The organism is Alcaligenes phenolicus (assembly GCF_032063905.1).
GTDB lineage: Bacteria > Pseudomonadota > Gammaproteobacteria > Burkholderiales > Burkholderiaceae_B > Alcaligenes > Alcaligenes phenolicus.
The window spans coordinates 276780-295064 of record NZ_DAMBOE010000001.1 but is presented as its reverse complement, the minus strand read 5'-3'; the positions used below and the strand labels follow the sequence as shown (position 1 = coordinate 295064).

The window sequence follows — 18285 nt, the reverse complement described above, 5'->3', positions numbered from 1 at the left end:
GATGGAAACCGAAAAACAGCACTCCCTGTCCCTGCCCAGCACTCAAGATGTGCTGGCCGCCTTACGCCCCGGTCAACGCTATTCGCAACCCATGCCTCCTGGCTCGGGCGATGCCTGCCTGATTGCCGACCTGGCCCGCCAGCATAAAGCGCCTATTCTGGTGCTCTGCGCCGACCCCTTGACGGCTCAAAGACTGGCCGAGGAAATCCTGTTGTTTGGCCCCGCCCTGCGCGTGCGCCAACTGCCGGACTGGGAAACGCTGCCCTATGACAGCTTCTCTCCCCACCAGGATTTGATCTCCGAGCGTTTGCGCACCTTGCATGCCCTGACCATGCACGAGGTCGATGTGCTGACGGTTCCCGTCACCACCGCCCTGTATCGTCTGGCACCGCCCTCCTTTCTGGCCGCCTACACTTTCTCATTCCGCCAGGGCGACGCACTGGATGAGGCGCAACTGCGCGCCCAGTTGATGCTGGCGAACTACACTCATATGACACAAGTCAGCGCTCCAGGCGAATTCAGCATTCGCGGTGGCCTGATTGACCTGTTCCCTATGGGTTCAGTGCTGCCTTACCGTCTGGACCTGTTCGACAACGAGATTGAAAGCATACGCAGCTTTGATATCGACACCCAGCGCAGCCTGTATCCGGTCAAGGAAATCCAGCTGCTGCCCGGTCGTGAATTCCCCATGGACGAAGAGGCGCGCACGCAATTCCGGGCGCGTTTCCGCGAGTTCTTTGAGGGCGATCCGTCACGTGCCCTGCCCTATAAAGATGTAGGCAATGGCATTGCCTTTGCCGGTATTGAATATTATCTGCCGCTGTTCTTTGAAGAAACGGCCACCTTGATGGACTATGTGCCGCAAGGCAGTCTGGTCATTACTCACGGGGATGCACAAAACGCGATCGGCCGCTTCCAGAGCGACACCCATAGCCGTTTTTCTTTCCTGAAGAACGACCGTGAACGCCCGATTCTGCCGCCGGAAAGCCTGTTTCTGTCAGACGAGCAGTTCTTCAATGGCATCAAACCCTTTAGCCGTCTGAATCTGAACACGCAAGCTGATGATCAGCCTATCGCCCACCCGGACTTTGAGGCTTTACCTGTGGTGGCGGTCAACCGACGCGACAAGGATCCTTTAGCTCAATTACGGCAAGAGGTACTGGACCCGAAAAACCGGACGGTATTATGTGCCGATTCGGCGGGCCGTCGGGAAACTCTGCTGCAAATGCTGCGTGAGCACGATTTGTCGCCCGCGGCAGATTGCCAGAATCTGGCCGACTTTCTAGAGTCAGACGCCGCCTTTGCCCTGGTCGTCGCCCCCCTGTCACGTGGTTTTGCGCTGGTGCACGACAGCCTGAGCCTGCTGACTGAAAACGACCTCTATCCCACCCAGACACGCACCCAAAGCAGCCGTCGCCGCAACGAGCGCAGCAGCGATGTGGAAGCCATGGTGCGGGACCTGTCCGAATTGCGCGAGGGCGACCCGGTGGTTCACGCCGAACACGGGATTGGTCGCTACTGCGGCCTGAAAGAAATGGACCTGGGCGAAGGCCCGGTCGAGTTCCTGCACCTGGAATACGCCAAAGGCAGCACTTTGTATGTGCCCGTAGCCCAGTTGCACGTGATTGCCCGTTACAGCGGTGCTGATCCCGAGCATGCACCTTTACACCAGCTCGGCTCCGGCCAATGGGATAAGGCTCGCCGCCGTGCTGCGAAACAAGCACGTGACAGCGCTGCGGAATTGCTGGCCCTGTACGCTCAGCGCGCCGCCCGTGAAGGCTTCAAGTTCAAGCTGCCGCTCAATGATTATCAAGCCTTCTCCGAAGGATTTGGCTTTGAGGAAACACCGGACCAGGCTGCTGCCATTGAAGCCGTCGTGAACGATATGACGTCGGGCCAGCCTATGGATCGTCTGGTCTGCGGGGATGTAGGCTTTGGGAAAACCGAAGTCGCTCTGCGTGCCGCCTTCCTGGCCGTAGCCAATGGCAAGCAAGTTGCCTTGTTGTGCCCGACCACCTTGTTGGCTGAACAACATGCGCAGACCTTCTCGGACCGTTTTGCCGACTGGCCTATCCGTGTTGCCGAGCTGTCCCGCTTCCGCTCGACCAAGGAAACCCAGGCTGCAATTGCAGGCCTGCGCGACGGCAGCGTGGATATTGTGATTGGTACGCACAAGATCCTGTCCTCGGATGTGCGTTTCAAACAACTGGGCCTGGTCATCATCGACGAGGAACACCGCTTTGGTGTGCGCCAGAAAGAAGCCTTGAAGCAACTGCGTGCCGAAGTCGATATCCTGACCCTGACCGCCACTCCTATTCCACGTACCTTGGGCATGTCCCTGGAAGGCATACGGGACTTTTCCGTGATTGCCACGGCACCACAAAAACGTCTGGCGATCAAGACCTTCGTGCGTCGTGAAGATGGCAGCACCATACGTGAAGCACTGCTGCGCGAATTGAAACGCGGTGGCCAGGTCTACTTCCTGCACAACGAAGTCGAAACCATTCACAACCGCCGTGCCCGTCTGGAAGAGCTGGTGCCGGAAGCCAGTATTGCAGTGGCCCACGGCCAAATGCCGGAGCGCGAACTGGAAGCCGTCATGAAGGGCTTTTACCAGAAGCGCTACAACGTGCTGCTGTGTACCACGATTATTGAAACCGGCATTGACGTGCCGACTGCCAACACCATCGTCATTCACCGTGCGGATCGCCTGGGTCTGGCTCAGCTCCACCAGTTGCGTGGACGCGTGGGCCGTTCCCACCACCAGGCCTATGCCTATCTGCTGACCCCTGGCGAGGATGCCATCACCAGCAATGCGAAGAAGCGGCTGGAGGCCATTCAAGCCATGGAAGAGCTGGGTGCAGGCTTTTTCCTGGCCATGCACGATCTGGAAATTCGGGGCGCCGGGGAAGTGCTGGGCGAATCCCAGTCCGGCGACATTCAGGAAGTGGGCTATTCCATGTATGCGGATATGCTCAATACCGCTGTCAAAGCCCTGAAAGCCGGTGAAGAACCTGACCTGGATTCGCCCTTTGCCTTGGAGTGCGAAGTGAATCTGCACACCTCCGCCCTGCTGCCGGCCAACTACTGTCCGGATGTGAACGCCCGTCTGGGACACTACAAGGCCCTGTCACACGCCCGTACCGAAGACGACCTGATCCATATCCATGAGGAGCTGATCGACCGCTACGGCCTGCTGCCAGAAGCCGGCGAAAACCTGCTGGCCGTGCATCGCCTGCGCATCAAGGCCGAACCGCTGGGGATTGTGAAAATCGATGCCAGCGAAGCTCAAGCGACGATTCAGTTTTCTTCCAAGCCCAATGTGGACGCGGTCAGCATTATTGAGCTGGTGCAGAAAAACAAGCAGGTCCGCCTGACTGGGCCAGACAAGCTGAAAGTTGAAATTACCAAAGGCGAGGAAATCAAGAACCGCATTCAGGCCGTGCGCAATGTCTTGAACAGCTTGCGCAAAGAGAAGTAAGCCTTAACAACATGGCTGGACGTAAAAAAGAGCGCTGCCCTCTCGGACAGCGCTCTTTTATTTTTGACAGTCAAACTCCTGCCTTGTGCATTTACGCTGGTGAGCTGGAAGGCCTATATACAGACCAACTCTTGGTAAGCCTTGAGTTTGCGGCGCTCACCTTCATTTTTTCGCCAGACTACGCTGACAATCCGCCGACATCAAACGTCCAAACGGAACCAGTTCAACACAGCATCCAGCGGTGAATGATTCAAGGCGAAGCTGGCTTGCTCCTGCACCACAGGTTTGGCACGATAAGCTACCGAGTACTTGGCCTTGGACATCATGGGCAAGTCATTGGCACCATCGCCAATCGCAATACATTGCTCTGGACCAGCACCCAATTCAGCCGCCAATTCCTGCAGGAAACGCGCTTTAGCCTGACCATCCACAATCGCGCCCAACACTTTACCGCTCAGCTTGCCATCCACCACTTCCAAGGTATTGGAGTGGGCGTAGCTCAGACTGAAACGGTCTTTCATACGCTCGGTGAAGAAGGTGAAGCCCCCCGACACCAGCAAGGTTTTCACCCCGTGGGCATGGGCCGTCGCAATCAAACGATCCGCACCCAGATTAGGCTGCAAGCGCTCTTCATAGACGCGAGTCAGATCGCTGACGGGCACACCTTCCAGAAATGCGACACGGCGATTCAGACTTTCGGTGAAGTCCTTGATTTCGCCGCGCATGGCCGCTTCGGTAATTGTGGCAACCTGCTCCTTGCGGCCAGCCATATCGGCGATCTCGTCAATACACTCGATATTGATCAGCGTGGAATCCATGTCCATTGCCAGCACACGCATTTCTTTCAGGCGATCAATCTGCTCCAGAAAGGCAAAATCCATCGCGCCGGTCTTGCACAGGGCCTGCACCTCAGCGCGCTGCGTAGCATCAGCACCCAACAGACGCACGGCGGTAGGACCCAGCTCCTGCACTCCATCGGCCTGCACCACTGCCGCAATTTTTTCGATGATGGCGCTATCCAGGCGCGGCCCTTGAAGAATGAGATGAGACATCAGATCGTCCACAAAGCAAGAAAATACGGCACAGCCACTGTGCCAAAAGACGATTATTGTAGCCTGCTGCAGCCCCGGCACGGCCCTGCCTGCAAGCGACAATGTCAGTTTTCAGCCTGAACTCATCCTGCTACGATAAAAGCTATCGCGAAATGACCAAGGACGCCCTCCATGTACATCTGGCCCAACAATACCTTGCTGGATCTGCTCCACATCGAACATCCCATCGTCCAATCCCCTATGGCTGGTGCCCAAGACAGCGAGCTGGCCATTGCCGTTGCTCGTGCAGGCGGCCTGGGCTCGCTGGCCTGCGCCATGCTCAGCCTGGAGCAAATTCGCGAGCAAGTCGGCTTGTTCAGAAAAGCCGTATCGGCTCCTATCAACCTGAACTTCTTTTGCCATGAGGATCTGCGCCTGGAGCCAGAAGCCCTGCAAGAGTGGCGTCTACGTTTGATGCCCTACTACCAGGAATACGGCCTGGACCCGAATCAGGAATTGCCCAAAGCGGCACGTGCGCCCTTCTCCAGCCAACATGCTGAACTGGTCGAGGAACTGAAACCTGAAGTGGTCAGCTTCCACTTTGGCCTGCCCTCCCCCGAACTGGTGCAGCGCGTGAAAAAAGCCGGTGCTCTGATCATGTCCAGCGCGACCACGACGGCGGAAGCAGTCTGGCTGCAAGAGCACGGTGCCGACATCATCATCGCCCAGGGTCTGGAAGCCGGTGGTCACCGTGGCGTGTTCCTGGACAACAAGGTGCATACCCAAGTAGGCACCATGTCCCTGGTTCCCCAGATTGCCGATGCGGTCAGCATTCCCGTGATTGCGGCCGGTGGCATTGCCGATGGTCGCGGTATTGCCGCAGCCCTGGCCCTGGGTGCCAGCGCGGCGCAAATTGGCACTGCCTACCTGTTCTGTCCTGAATCCAAGATCACTCCGCTGCATCGCGAAGCCCTGTCCAATAGTCGCTCGGATGGTACAGCGTTGACCAATCTGTTCTCCGGTCGCCCTGCTCGCAGTATCCGCACTCGCCTGATGGATGAAATCGGTCCTTTAAGTACCAGTGCTCCAGTATTTCCCCATGCAGGTTCGGCACTCAGCCCGCTGCGTATCGAAGCCGAAAAACAAGGCCGTACCGAGTTCAGTTCTCTGTGGAGCGGACAAAGCGCTGCCTTGGGTCGCACCCTGCCTGCCGAGCAACTGACACTGGTCCTCGCCCAAGAGGCTCAGGGCGTCTGCAAGCGCCTGGGCGTAGCTGGCGCTACCCACGCACCTCTGGACAAGCCTTGATCGATTCTGCGGGCTGCACACATGGTCTGCGGCCCTTCATCAGCATCAAGCCCCCCGCTGATGACGCAACACAGAAAATCAGGACAAAAAAAACCTCGCAAAATTGCGAGGTTTTTTTCATGCAGTCAGCACTATTCAAACTTGCCCTTGGGGTGGCGCATCAAATAGCGATACACAAAGCCGGGATACGCCATCACCAAAAACAGAGCAAAGGTAATGGTGTAGAACACCCAGGTCTGCTTGAATGGATTACCGATGCTGGCTTCAAACGCAAAGCCGAAGGCACCCACAATCCCGTAAAACGCGCAGACTTCCAGAAGGCGAGGAAAAAAGCCTTTGGAAACTTTCTGATTCCGAGAGCGCCATGCCGGAAAGTAAAACATGGCCCCCACCAACACCAGGCCCAAAAGCAGCTTGCCCAGCATGACGGGCAAGGAGTTCAGGCCGGAACTGGAGGCAATCACCGTGTAGATTCCCAGACCCAGTGCAGCCAGCACGGCCAGGTACACAAGGCCGACAATCAGCTGCAACCAGGGCGAGAGTCCTGAACGCTCGCCCGGCAAGGACCAAGGCAAAACCAGCAAGGGCTTTTCCACGAAAAACGGCAGGTTTGCCGTAATCACGGACAGAACGATCAAGACCCAGATGGAAAGGCTTTGGTCCATAGTGCTACCTACTTAAAACTGCAAGGACGACTGAATCACGCGGATGCAGGTATCCATCAAACCGCCAGGCAACAAGCCCAGACCGATAATCAGAACACCGTTCACCAGCATGACCAGCTTGGTCAGCAAGCCTGTTGCCACAGGATGCTCTTCACCTTCGGGTTCGTCGAAGTAAACAACCTTCACGACACGCAGGTAGTAGAAAGCACCAATCAGGGACATGATCACGGCAAACACGGCCAGCCAGACATAGCCCGCACCCACCACAGCTTGCAGAACACTCAGCTTGGCAGCAAAGCCGGACAGCGGAGGAATACCAGCCAGGGAGAACATGGACAGCAGCCAGATCAAGGCCAAACCAGGGTTGCGACGGTTCAGGCCCTTCAGGTCGCTGATGTTTTCACATTCAAAACCGCGACGGCTCAGGATCAGGATCAGACCGAAAGTGCTCAGGGTGGTCAGAACGTAGATCACCACATAGAACAGCGAAGCACCGTAGGCTTGAGAGTGAGTCTCGCCATTGAACACACCAGCCAGCAAGCCCAGGAAAATGAAACCCATGTGCGAGATGGTTGAATACGCAAGCATACGCTTGAGATTCTTTTGCATGATCGCCGTCAGGTTACCCAGAGCCAGCGACAGCACAGCCATGATCAGCAACATGGGCTGCCAGTCCACGGCAATACCGTGCAGAGCCTCAACCAGGAAGCGCATGGTTACGGCAAAAGCAGCCAGTTTAGGAGCAGCACCGATGATCAGGGTAACGGTAGTAGGAGCGCCTTGATAGACGTCCGGTGTCCACATGTGGAAAGGAGCCGCCGTCAATTTGAAAGCCAGACCGGCAACCACAAACACCACACCGAAGACCAGAGCCAGACGCTCGGCTTGACCGTTGGAGATGACTTCAGCGATGCGCGGGAATTCCAGGTGGCCGGTAGCGCCAAAAATCATGGACATACCGTACAGCAAGATACCCGATGCCAAAGCACCCAGCACGAAGTACTTCAAAGCCGCCTCAATGGACTGACGGTGTTCACGACGCAGCGCAACCAGTGCGTACAGCGCAAAGGACATCAGCTCCACACCCAGATAAGCGGTCAACATGCTGTTGGCCGAAATCATGATCATCTGGCCCAGCAGGGCCATCAGAGTCAGGGTGTAGAGTTCACCACCGCGTTCCATCATGTCGCGCTGTTCAGCGTACTCACGACCGTAGATCAGGGTAGCGGCTACCGCAGCACACGAAAGCAGCTTCAGGAAGTGCGCCAGCTCGTCTGCGACGAACAGGCCACCAAACGAGACACCGCTCACACCCTTGGACCACTGCCAGGCTACGCTGGCCGCAACCACGGCAAGCGTCAACAGGCTCAGAACAAACGTCGAGTGGCGCTGTTTGTGTTTGCTGAAAGCATCAAAAATCAGCACACACGAAGCCAGAACCAGGAGCAGGATCTCGGGCAAAGCCAGAGAAAAGTTAAAGGTAGTATCCATAGTGATTCGGCCTACAGTTTCGAGATGGAGACGTGTTGCAGCAACGCTTCAACCGAAACGTGCATGACCTCGGTAAATGGCTTGGGATACACACCCATGCCCAGCACCGCAATCGCCATTACGCCAAGAACGAAGAACTCACGGCCACTCAGGTCGCTCATGCCGGCAACATTGTCGTTACCCACGGGGCCAAAGGCCACGCGCTTGAGCATCCACAGCGAGTAAGACGCGCCTGTAATCAGCGCTGTTGCTGTCAACAGACCGATCCAGAAGTTGTACTCCACCGCGCCCATGATGACGGTGAACTCACCGATAAAGCCGCTGGTGCCTGGCAAACCGCTGTTGGCCATCGAGAACAGCACAAAGAAGGTAACGAAACGAGGCATCACCTTGACCACACCACCGTAATCGGCGATTTGGCGACTGTGCAAACGGTCGTACAGAACACCGATACACAGGAACATGGCACCGGACACGAAACCGTGCGAGATCATTTGCATGATCGCGCCTTCCATACCCGTGGTGTTGAACACGAAAAAGCCCAGTGTGACAAAACCCATGTGAGCCACAGAGGAGTACGCCACCAGCTTTTTCATGTCGTCCTGAACGATCGCAACCAGACCAATGTAGATCACCGCGACCAGGGACAAGGCAATGATGATTCCGGCCAGACCTTGCGAAGCATCAGGAGCGATGGGCAGGGAAAAGCGCAGGAAACCGTAAGCACCCAGTTTCAACATGATGGCAGCCAGTACCACGGAACCACCAGTAGGTGCTTCCACGTGGGCATCCGGCAACCAGGTGTGGACAGGCCACATAGGCACTTTCACAGCAAAAGCCATGAACAGGGCAGCAAAGATCAGCACCTGAGTGGTGTAATCCAGCGGCACTTTATGCCAGGTCAGGATATCGAAGGTACCGCCGGACACATTCCACAAGTAGATGAATGCGATCAGGGTCAACAGCGAGCCGAGCAAGGTGTACAAGAAGAACTTGACCGATGCATACACGCGGTTCGGACCACCCCAGATACCGATGATCAAGTACATCGGGATCAGCGTGGCTTCAAAGAACACGTAGAACAGCAAGCCATCCAGAGCGGCAAACACGCCAACCATCAGACCCGACAGGATCAGGAAGGCACCCATGTATTGCGCCACGCGGTTCTTGATCACCTGCCAGCCCGCCAGCACCACGATCACCGTGATGAAAGCGGTCAGCAGAACAAACCACATGGAAATACCGTCCACGCCAAGGTGGTAATTCACCTTGAAGGCATCAATCCAGGGGGCCAGCTCGACAAACTGCATGTCGGCTGTACCGGGATTGAAGCCCGTGTACAGAGGAATAGTGACAACAAGACCGGCAATCGAACCCAGCAGAGCCAGCCAGCGGGTGAAGGTGGGACGATCATCACGCCCCAGAGCCAGCACCAACAGGCCAGCGACGATAGGTACGAAAATCGCCAGCGTTAACCAAGGAAGAGTAGAAGACGCCATATCGCTAGCCATTTACCGAACTCGCCAATACAAAAAAGGTTAAGAGCGCCAGGATCCCGAGGATCATGGCAAAGGCGTAGTGATAGACATAGCCGGACTGGATATGACGGCTGATTGCAGCCACCCAGCCCACTACGCGTGCACTACCGTTGACCACCAGGCCGTCAATCAGACCGCGGTCAGCACCTTTCCAGAGGCCCGTACCCAGGCAGCGAACGCCACGAGACAGCACTTGCTCGTTGAACCAGTCAACGTAGTACTTGTTCTCCAGGATACGGTAGATAAAAGAGCAGTTCTTTTTGATAGCGGCAGGCAAAGCAGGATTAACCAGGTACATGTACCAGGCCACCACAGCACCAGCCACAACCAGCCAGAATGGCAGTGTGCCAAAACCGTGTATGGCGTAAGCCATCCAGTCGGTCCAGTGCTCGGCCAGCGTTGCCATTGCAGGGTGGTCAGGCAGAACCGTCACAATGCCTTCAAAGTAGCCACCGAACAGCAACGGATCAACGAACCAGATACCGGCGAAGATCGACGGAATGGCCAGCAGAACCAGAGGCAGCGTAACCACCCAAGGCGACTCGTGAGGATCGCCACCGTGAGCGTGATGGTCGTCGTGACCATGCGACTCGTCGTGCTTGACGTCACGGAAGCGCTCTTTGCCGTGGAATACCAGGAAGTACAGACGGAAGGAGTACAGCGAGGTGACGAACACACCGATCAGTGTGGCGTAGTAAGCGTAGGTCGAACCCCAGATACCGGCTTCGCCTGCGGCTTCGATGATGTGCTCTTTCGAGTAGAAACCCGAGAAGAACGGCGTACCAACCAGAGCCAGCGTACCGATCAGGAAAGTCAGCCAGGTAATAGGCATGTACTTGCGCAGACCACCCATATTGCGGATGTCCTGATCGTGGTGCATACCGATAATCACCGAACCAGCGCCCAGGAACAGCAAGGCTTTGAAGAAAGCGTGTGTCATCAGGTGGAACACGGCAGCCGAGTAAGCCGAAGCACCCAGAGCGACCGTCATGTAACCCAGCTGGGACAAGGTGGAGTAAGCCACAACGCGTTTGACGTCGTTCTGGATAATACCCAGCAAGCCCAGGAACAAGGCACCCGTTGCACCGATCACGATGATGAAGGACAGCGCGGTTGTCGACTGTTCAAACACAGGCGAGAAACGAGCCACCATGAAGATACCGGCCGTCACCATGGTCGCGGCGTGAATCAGCGCCGAGATAGGAGTAGGACCTTCCATGGAGTCAGGCAGCCAGCTGTGCAAAGGAACCTGAGCCGATTTACCCATGGCACCCACAAACAGGGCCAGAGCAGCAACGGTCAGCAATTGCCAGTCGGTACCGGGGAATGTCATGGTGCTCAGTTCCTGAACCTTGGCGAACACGTCGCTGTAGTTCATGGAGCCGGTGTAGGCGTAGAGCAAGCCAATACCCAGAGCAAAACCGAAGTCACCCACACGGTTGACCAGGAAGGCCTTCATGTTGGCAAAAATTGCAGTCTTGCGCTCGTACCAGAAACCGATCAGCAGGTAAGACACCAGACCCACCGCTTCCCAACCGAAGAACAGCTGCAGCATGTTGTTGGACATGACCAGCATCAGCATCGAGAAGGTAAACAACGAGATGTAGGAGAAAAAGCGCTGGTAGCCCGGATCATCTTTCATGTAGCCAATGGTGTAGATATGCACCATCAGCGACACGGACGTCACCACCACCATCATCAGAGCAGTCAGCTTGTCGATCAGGAAACCGATATCCCACTGAATGCTGCCAATGGTGATCCAGGTGTAGACCGGACCGTTGAAGGTCTGACCTTCCAGAACCTGCAACATGACCATGACCGAGCCGATAAAGGAAATCAGCACGCCCGCGATCGTAATCAGGTGAGCGCCTGTCTTGCCGATAAATCGACCCAGAAAGCCGGTACCGAACAAACCGGCTAGCGCCGAACCCACCAGGGGAGCAAGCGCAATCGTTAAGTAAAGATTTATGGAGTTCATTAGTGTGCTATCCCATCAACCCTTGAGCTGGTCGAGATCCTGGACATTGATCGAATTAAGGTTACGGAACAACAGAACCAGAATTGCAAGACCAATGGCCGCCTCGGCCGCAGCGACCGTCAGGACGAAAAAGACAAACACCTGACCTGCCTCGTTGCCCATCCAGGTGGAGAAGGCCACAAAGTTCATGTTGGCCGACAAAAGAATCAGCTCAACAGACATGAGCAAGATAATCAGGTTGCGACGGTTCAGGAAAAAGCCGAACAGGCCGATCGTGAACAGCACAGCGCCCAGGACCAAATAGTGCGCAAGCGTCAGCGTCATCATCATTTGTCTCCTGGCACGACAGCGTCAGCCGAACTGGACGCCGACGGCTTTTCGGTTTGAGAAGGAATGGAAACCATGCGCAGACGGTCTTGCGAACGAACCTTGACTTGTTCGCTGGAGACGGTGCGTTTGACACCTTCACGTTTACGCAAAGTCAGTGCAATGGCCGAGATCATGCCAACCAGCAGCACAATGCCACCGAGCAACACCGCCAGCACGTACTGGGAGTACATCAACTCGCCAATAACACGGGTGTTGTTGTAGTCCGCAGCCACCGCGGCAGCAGGTGCCGTTGTGAACCACAGTTTGGTCAGCACAAAGCCCATTTCCAGAACCATGATGGCGCCGATCAACAGCCCCATAGGCACGTGAGCCTTGAATTTCTTGGCAGCGGATTCCTGACGAACGTCCAGCATCATGATGACGAACAGGAACATCACCATCACGGCGCCCACATAGACCACCACCAGCAAGAGGCCCAGGAACTCGGCGCCCATCGTGATCCACATCATGGCGGCCGTGAAGAACACCAGAATCAAATGCAATACGGCTGTAACCGGGTTTTTAGCAGCGATCACGCGATACGCGGCCACCACCATCACCAGCGCCAGCACATAAAACAGAACAGTAGTAAATAACATGAGTGTAGAGCTCCGGCCTTAGCGATAAGGTGCATCTGCGGCACGACGACGAGCGATCTCGTCTTCGTAGCGGTCACCGATAGCCAGCAGCATGTCCTTGGTGTAGTACAAATCGCCGCGTTTTTCACCGTGGTACTCGTGAATATGCGTTTCCACGATCGAATCGACCGGGCAGCTTTCTTCACAGAAACCACAGAAAATACACTTGGCCAGATCGATGTCATAACGCGTGGTACGACGGGTGCCGTCCTCACGCTCTGCCGATTCGATCGAGATAGCCATGGCGGGACATACGGCCTCGCACAGTTTGCACGCGATGCAACGCTCTTCGCCGTTTTCGTAGCGACGCAAAGCGTGCAGGCCGCGAAAACGTGGCGAAGCGGGCGTAGTTTCAACGGGATAACGCAGGGTTACCTTGCGCTTGAAGAAATACTTCCCCGTCAGGCGCATGCCTTTGAGCATCTCGGACAGCATCAGGCTGCCAAAGAAATCTTTGATTGCTTCCATAATCTTGCCCCTTAGCCTTAATGCCAGATGTTCCAGGGCGTCTGCATCCAGATCGCCACAATAACCAGCCAAACACCGGTCAGCGGGATAAATACTTTCCAGCCCAAACGCATGATCTGGTCATAGCGGTAACGTGGGAACGTTGCACGGAACCAGATGAACATGGAGACCACGACAAAGGTCTTCAGACCCAGCCACAGCCACCCCGGAATCCAGGTAAATGGAGCGAACTCGACAATAGGAGTCCAGCCACCCAAGAACATGATGGACGCCAGAGCCGACAGGAAAATCATGTTGGCGTATTCGCCCAGGAAGAACAGAGCGAAACCGGTACCGGAGTACTCCACCATGGGACCGGCCACAATTTCCGATTCGCCTTCCACCACGTCAAACGGGTGACGGTTGGTTTCAGCAACGGCGGAAATCACGTAGATCACGAACAGTGGCAGCAGTGGCAGCCAGTTCCAGGACAGGAAGTTCAAGCCCTTGTCCGCAAAGTAACCCTGAGTCTGACCAAGCACGATGCCCGACAGATTCAGCGTGCCGGAAACCAGCAACACGGTAATCAGCACGAAACCGATGGCCAGTTCGTAGGACAGCACCTGAGCGGCTGCACGCAGACCACCCAGCAAGGCGTACTTGGAGTTGGAAGCCCAACCGGCCACGATCACACCGTACACACCCAGCGAAGTAATCGCCAGAATGTACAGCAGACCGGCGTTAACGTCGGACAGAACCACATCGGGGCTGAAAGGAATCACAGCCCATGCAGCCAGAGCAGGCATCAGCGTCACAACCGGAGCCAACAGGTACAGGACCTTGTTGGACTTCGCTGGAACGATCAGCTCTTTGGTCAGCAGTTTGAAAACGTCAGCGAAAGGCTGCAGCAAGCCACGGTAACCAACACGGGTTGGTCCCAGACGAACGTGCATGAAGCCGATCATCTTGCGTTCCCAGTAAGTCAGGTAGGCCACACACAGAATGACGGGCACAGCGATGGCAACAACCTTCAGCAGCGTCCACACCACATACCATGCGGTCGGACCCAGCAGGTCCGTGCCGTAGCTATTGATGGCAGAGAGAAATTCCATGTTATGCACGCTCCACTGTCAATTGACCGAATGCGCTACCCAAAGCGGCTGTTTCAGAAAAAGCGGTGGCAACACGCACCGAGTTCAATGCCACGGTGTCATCCAGCTGAGCTGGCAGGCTGACTTCGCCTTGCGAAGAACGAACCTTTACCAGATCGCCGTCAGCCAGACCCAGTTGGGCCAGCGTGGCAGCGGCCATGCGAGCCGTAGGTGCTGCCGAAGCAGGTGTTTCCTGCAAGGGAGCCGAACGGCGCACCAGCGCATCGCTACGGTAGATAGGCACATCTGCCACACGCTCCAGACCGCTTGCTGCAGGCAGAACACTGGCAGCCAGATTGATCTGGTTGGACAGACGCGATTCCACACCGGCAGCCATGACAGAGTCACGAACCGATTCGGAGGTTTCATCGTCGAAACCATCCAGCTGGAACAGATTGCCCAGAACGCGCAGAACCTTCCAGGCCGGACGTGTATCGCCAACAGGAGCAGCAGCTCCCTTGAAGCTTTGTACACGGCCTTCGGCGTTCACGAAGGTGCCGGAGGTTTCAGTGAAAGGAGACACGGGCAGCATCACATCGGCCCACTGCTCGGCAGCGGAACGATAGGAAGTCAGCGCGACCGAGAAGGTGGCAGACTTCAGTGTTTCTACTGCACGTTCGCCCAGATCGCTGTCCAGTGCTGGCTCAACATTCAAAACCAGGTAAGCACGCAGGGTTTGAGCCAGCATTTGCTCAGCGGTCAAACCGCCCTTGCCCGGCACGGCGTTAGCCAAATAGCCACCCACGGTGTTACCACCGGCAGTCAGGAAGCCCAGCTTGGCACCGCTAGCCTGTGCAATAGCATTGGCGTTGGCAGCAATTACGCTAGCCTGATCCGAGTTGACAGCCATATTGCCCAGCAAGATAGCCACGCGTTCGCCGGAAACCAGGCTGTCAGCAATCTGCTGAGCTTCAGCAGAAGCTTGCACGCCTTCCAGACCCGCAGGAACTGCGCTGTCTTTGGCTTTGGCAACGGCAACCAGCACTTGAGCCAGGGAGTTGGCCAACTGGCTGGGAGCCACCGTCATGCGGCCAGCAATCGCATTGAACAATGGATTATCGGCAGCCGAATCAATAAAGGAAACTTGAGCACCACGTTTGACGGCCTGACGCAGACGCTGGGCCATCAAGGGGTGATCTTTACGCAGGAAGGAGCCCACGACCAGAACGCGATCAAGCTCGTTCAAGGCGGTAAGAGGCATACCCAACCAAGGCACACCGGCCAGAGCACCATCCAGACGGGCATCGGTCTGACGCAGACGGAAGTCCACGTTTTCGGTACCCAGAGCACGACCCAGACGAGCCAGCAAAGCCAGTTCTTCGGTCGTGGAGGTAGCCGAACCAATACAGCCCAACTGATCTGCACCAAACTTCTCGCGCACGGCGTTCATGCCGGCAACGATGGTTTGCATGGCGTCGTTCCAGGAGGCTTCGCGCCACTGACCGTCATCACCGCGCACCATGGGGCGAGTCAGACGATCTTCGGTGTACAGGCCTTCGTAGGAGAAACGATCACGGTCGCTGATCCAGCACTCGTTGACTTCGTCGTTCTCGAAAGGAACAACACGCAGCACCTTGTCCATCTTGGCTTGCAGCACCAGGTTGGCACCCACGCTGTCGTGCGGGCTAACGCTGCGACGACGGGCCAATTCCCAGGTACGGGCATTGAAGCGGAAGGGTTTGGACAGCAAGGCACCTACGGGGCAAACGTCAATCATGTTGCCCGACAATTCGGACTCGACTGCGCGACCCACAAAGGTGGTGATTTCGGCGTGCTCGCCGCGGTTGAGCATACCAACCTCTTGAACGCCGGCGATTTCTTCGCCAGTACGCACACAGCGGGTGCAGTGAATGCAGCGCTGCATGGCTTCGGTCGAGATCAGTGGGCCCATGGATTTGGCGGCCACAACGCGCTTTTCTTCCTTGTAGCGCGACTCGGAGCCACCGTAACCCACGGCCAGATCTTGCAACTGACACTCACCGCCCTGGTCGCACACGGGACAATCCAGGGGGTGGTTGATCAGCAGGAATTCCATGACGCTTTTTTGAGCGGCAATGGCTTTTTCCGAACGAGTACGCACAACCATGCCGTTGGTGACGGGAGTGGCGCAAGCAGGCAAAGGCTTGGGCGCTTTTTCCACGTCCACCAAACACATGCGGCAGTTGGCGGCAATACTCAGTTTTTTGTGATAACAGAAGTGCGGCACGTAGACCCCGGCGTCATGGGCAGCCTGAATGACCATGCTGCCTTCCGGGGCGTCAACTTTAATGCCATCGATGGTGAGTTCTACCATTACGTTGTCCTGGCCTACAAATATTGAGGCACCACACAGCCTTTATGCTCGATGTGGTGTGCGAACTCGTCGCGGAAATGCTTAACGAAACTGCGCACCGGCATGGCAGCAGCATCACCCAGGGCGCAAATGGTGCGACCCATGATGTTCTGTGCGATGTCATCGAGCATGTCCAGATCTTCTGGGCGACCTTGACCGTTCTCGATACGATGCACCATGCGCCACAGCCAGCCTGTGCCTTCCCGGCACGGCGTGCACTGGCCGCAGCTTTCGTGATAGTAAAAATAGGACAGGCGCAGCAGGGACTTGACCATGCAACGAGTCTCGTCCATCACGATGACAGCGCCCGAACCCAGCATGGAACCAGCCTTGGCAATGGAGTCATAGTCCAGGTTGGTCGCCATGATGATGTCAGCGGGCAAAACGGGCGAGCTGGAACCACCAGGGATCACAGCTTTCAGTTTGCGACCGTCGCGCATGCCGCCTGCCAATTCCAGCAAGGTGGCAAATGGTGTACCCAGAGGCACTTCGTAGTTACCGGGACGCTCCACGTCGCCAGTAATGGAGAAGATCTTGGTACCGCCCGCATTGGGGATACCTACTTCCAGGTATTCCTGACCGCTGTTGCGCAAAATCCAGGGTACAGCCGCGAAGGTTTCGGTGTTGTTGATGGTCGTCGGCTTGCCGTACAGACCAAAACTGGCCGGGAATGGTGGTTTGAAGCGAGGCTGGCCCTTCTTGCCTTCCAGGGACTCCAGCAGCGCAGTTTCTTCACCGCAGATATAGGCACCGTAACCGTGGAACGCATGCAGCTGGAAGCTGAAATCCGAACCCAGGATCTTGTCGCCCAGGAAGCCAGCCGCACGGGCCTGTTCCAGCGCTTCTTCAAAACGCTGATAGATTTCGAACACTTCACCGTGGATGTAGTTGTAGCCCACGGTAATACCCATGGCGTAGGCTGCAATGGCCATGCCCTCGATCACGATGTGCGGGTTGAAACGCAGGATATCGCGGTCTTTGAAAGTGCCGGGTTCGCCCTCGTCGGAGTTACATACCAGGTACTTTTGACCGGGCAAGCTGCGGGGCATGAAGCTCCACTTCAAACCCGAAGGAAAACCTGCACCACCACGACCGCGCAAGGCCGAAGTCTTGACTTCAGCAATCACGTCTTCGGGCTTCATGCCGGTGGTCAGTACTTTACGCAGAGCTTCATAGCCACCACGCTTGACGTACTCTTCCAGGCCCCAGTTGTCGCCGTTCAAACCAGCCAGAATCTGTGGCTGAATATGACGATCATGAAAAATCATGCTGCGCGACAGGTCGCCACCAGGGTTAGGTTCCAATCCCTGTGCGAACTTGCGCAGAATGTCCGGTGCAATCATGCCGATTCTCCGTGTGTCTTCAATTCTTCGAGCATGGCATCAATGCGCTCGGCTTCCATGCGCACGCACATGTGCTGATTGTTCAGCAGCATGACGGGCGAATCACCACATGAACCCATGCACTCTCCCATGATCAGGGAGAACTGGCCGTCCGCCGTGGTTTCACCGTATTCGATACCCAGTTTCTCTTTCAGGTACTCGCCAGCCTTGACGCCATCACGCAGCGCACAGGGCAAGTTGGTGCAAACGGAAATGGTGACGCGGCCAACGGGCTTGGTGTGGAACATGTTGTAGAAGGTCGCAACCTCCTGCACAGCGATAGGCTCCACGCCAATGTATTGAGCCACATCCTCGATAATTTCTGGCGATACCCAGCCTTTTTCCTGCTGGGCAATGGCCAGGGAGGCCATGATGGCAGAGCGACGTTGATCTGCCGGGAACTTGCTCAGTTCCTTATCTATCTGTTGGTAGGCTTTTTCGGAAAGCAACATAATTCGGTTCCGTTTTTCCAGG

14 protein-coding genes are annotated in these 18285 nt (G+C 56.2%); 2 read left to right on the top strand and 12 right to left on the bottom strand.

Annotated elements, in window-relative coordinates; genetic code table 11:
• Position 1 precedes the first annotated feature (1 nt).
• A complete protein-coding gene (gene mfd / locus U2949_RS01310) occupies positions 2-3481 on the top strand; it encodes a transcription-repair coupling factor (protein WP_407654157.1) in 3480 nt (1159 codons plus the stop codon).
• A gap of 200 nt (positions 3482-3681) precedes the next feature.
• On the opposite strand, the gene serB is transcribed toward mfd, so the two are convergent.
• Complete coding sequence (gene serB, locus U2949_RS01305; RefSeq protein WP_321285727.1) at positions 3682-4533, bottom strand: phosphoserine phosphatase SerB; 852 nt, start codon at positions 4531-4533, stop codon at positions 3682-3684.
• A gap of 171 nt (positions 4534-4704) precedes the next feature.
• Here serB and U2949_RS01300 point away from each other — a divergent pair, with 171 nt between their 5' ends.
• Positions 4705-5820 carry an NAD(P)H-dependent flavin oxidoreductase gene (locus tag U2949_RS01300; RefSeq protein WP_321285725.1) on the top strand — a complete coding sequence of 372 codons (1116 nt, stop codon included), beginning with the start codon at positions 4705-4707 and terminating at the stop codon, positions 5818-5820.
• Between the two features lie 131 nt (positions 5821-5951).
• Here the strand turns inward: U2949_RS01300 and U2949_RS01295 are convergent, their stop codons facing one another.
• The 11 genes from U2949_RS01295 to nuoE are packed head-to-tail and all read right to left on the bottom strand — an operon-like array spanning position 5952 to position 18263.
• Positions 5952-6485 carry a DUF2818 family protein gene (locus U2949_RS01295; RefSeq protein ID WP_321285723.1) on the bottom strand — a complete coding sequence of 178 codons (534 nt, stop codon included), beginning with the start codon at positions 6483-6485 and terminating at the stop codon, positions 5952-5954.
• A gap of 12 nt (positions 6486-6497) precedes the next feature.
• A complete protein-coding gene (gene nuoN, locus U2949_RS01290; RefSeq protein WP_321285721.1) occupies positions 6498-7976 on the bottom strand; it encodes an NADH-quinone oxidoreductase subunit NuoN in 1479 nt (492 codons plus the stop codon).
• 11 nt (positions 7977-7987) lie between these two features.
• Entirely contained in the window at positions 7988-9475 is a 1488-nt protein-coding gene (locus U2949_RS01285; protein WP_026483134.1) for an NADH-quinone oxidoreductase subunit M, read from the bottom strand.
• Between the two features lie 4 nt (positions 9476-9479).
• Positions 9480-11492 (bottom strand): NADH-quinone oxidoreductase subunit L, encoded by a 2013-nt coding sequence (nuoL, locus tag U2949_RS01280; RefSeq protein WP_026483135.1) that lies wholly within the window; start codon positions 11490-11492, stop codon positions 9480-9482.
• 15 nt (positions 11493-11507) lie between these two features.
• Positions 11508-11816 (bottom strand): NADH-quinone oxidoreductase subunit NuoK, encoded by a 309-nt coding sequence (nuoK, locus tag U2949_RS01275; protein ID WP_026483136.1) that lies wholly within the window; start codon positions 11814-11816, stop codon positions 11508-11510.
• Between the two features lie 2 nt (positions 11817-11818).
• Complete coding sequence (locus U2949_RS01270) at positions 11819-12460, bottom strand: NADH-quinone oxidoreductase subunit J (RefSeq protein ID WP_009456678.1); 642 nt, start codon at positions 12458-12460, stop codon at positions 11819-11821.
• Between the two features lie 18 nt (positions 12461-12478).
• Positions 12479-12967 carry an NADH-quinone oxidoreductase subunit NuoI gene (gene nuoI, locus U2949_RS01265; protein WP_003801051.1) on the bottom strand — a complete coding sequence of 163 codons (489 nt, stop codon included), beginning with the start codon at positions 12965-12967 and terminating at the stop codon, positions 12479-12481.
• Positions 12968-12984: 17 nt separating this feature from the next.
• A complete protein-coding gene (gene nuoH / locus U2949_RS01260; RefSeq protein ID WP_060186470.1) occupies positions 12985-14058 on the bottom strand; it encodes an NADH-quinone oxidoreductase subunit NuoH in 1074 nt (357 codons plus the stop codon).
• Between the two features lies 1 nt (position 14059).
• Positions 14060-16390 carry an NADH-quinone oxidoreductase subunit NuoG gene (nuoG, locus tag U2949_RS01255; protein WP_257722812.1) on the bottom strand — a complete coding sequence of 777 codons (2331 nt, stop codon included), beginning with the start codon at positions 16388-16390 and terminating at the stop codon, positions 14060-14062.
• 14 nt (positions 16391-16404) lie between these two features.
• Positions 16405-17772 (bottom strand): NADH-quinone oxidoreductase subunit NuoF, encoded by a 1368-nt coding sequence (gene nuoF, locus U2949_RS01250; protein ID WP_009456684.1) that lies wholly within the window; start codon positions 17770-17772, stop codon positions 16405-16407.
• Complete coding sequence (gene nuoE / locus U2949_RS01245; protein WP_026483139.1) at positions 17769-18263, bottom strand: NADH-quinone oxidoreductase subunit NuoE; 495 nt, start codon at positions 18261-18263, stop codon at positions 17769-17771. Before nuoE ends, nuoF begins: the two co-directional genes overlap by 4 nt.
• Positions 18264-18285 lie beyond the last annotated feature (22 nt).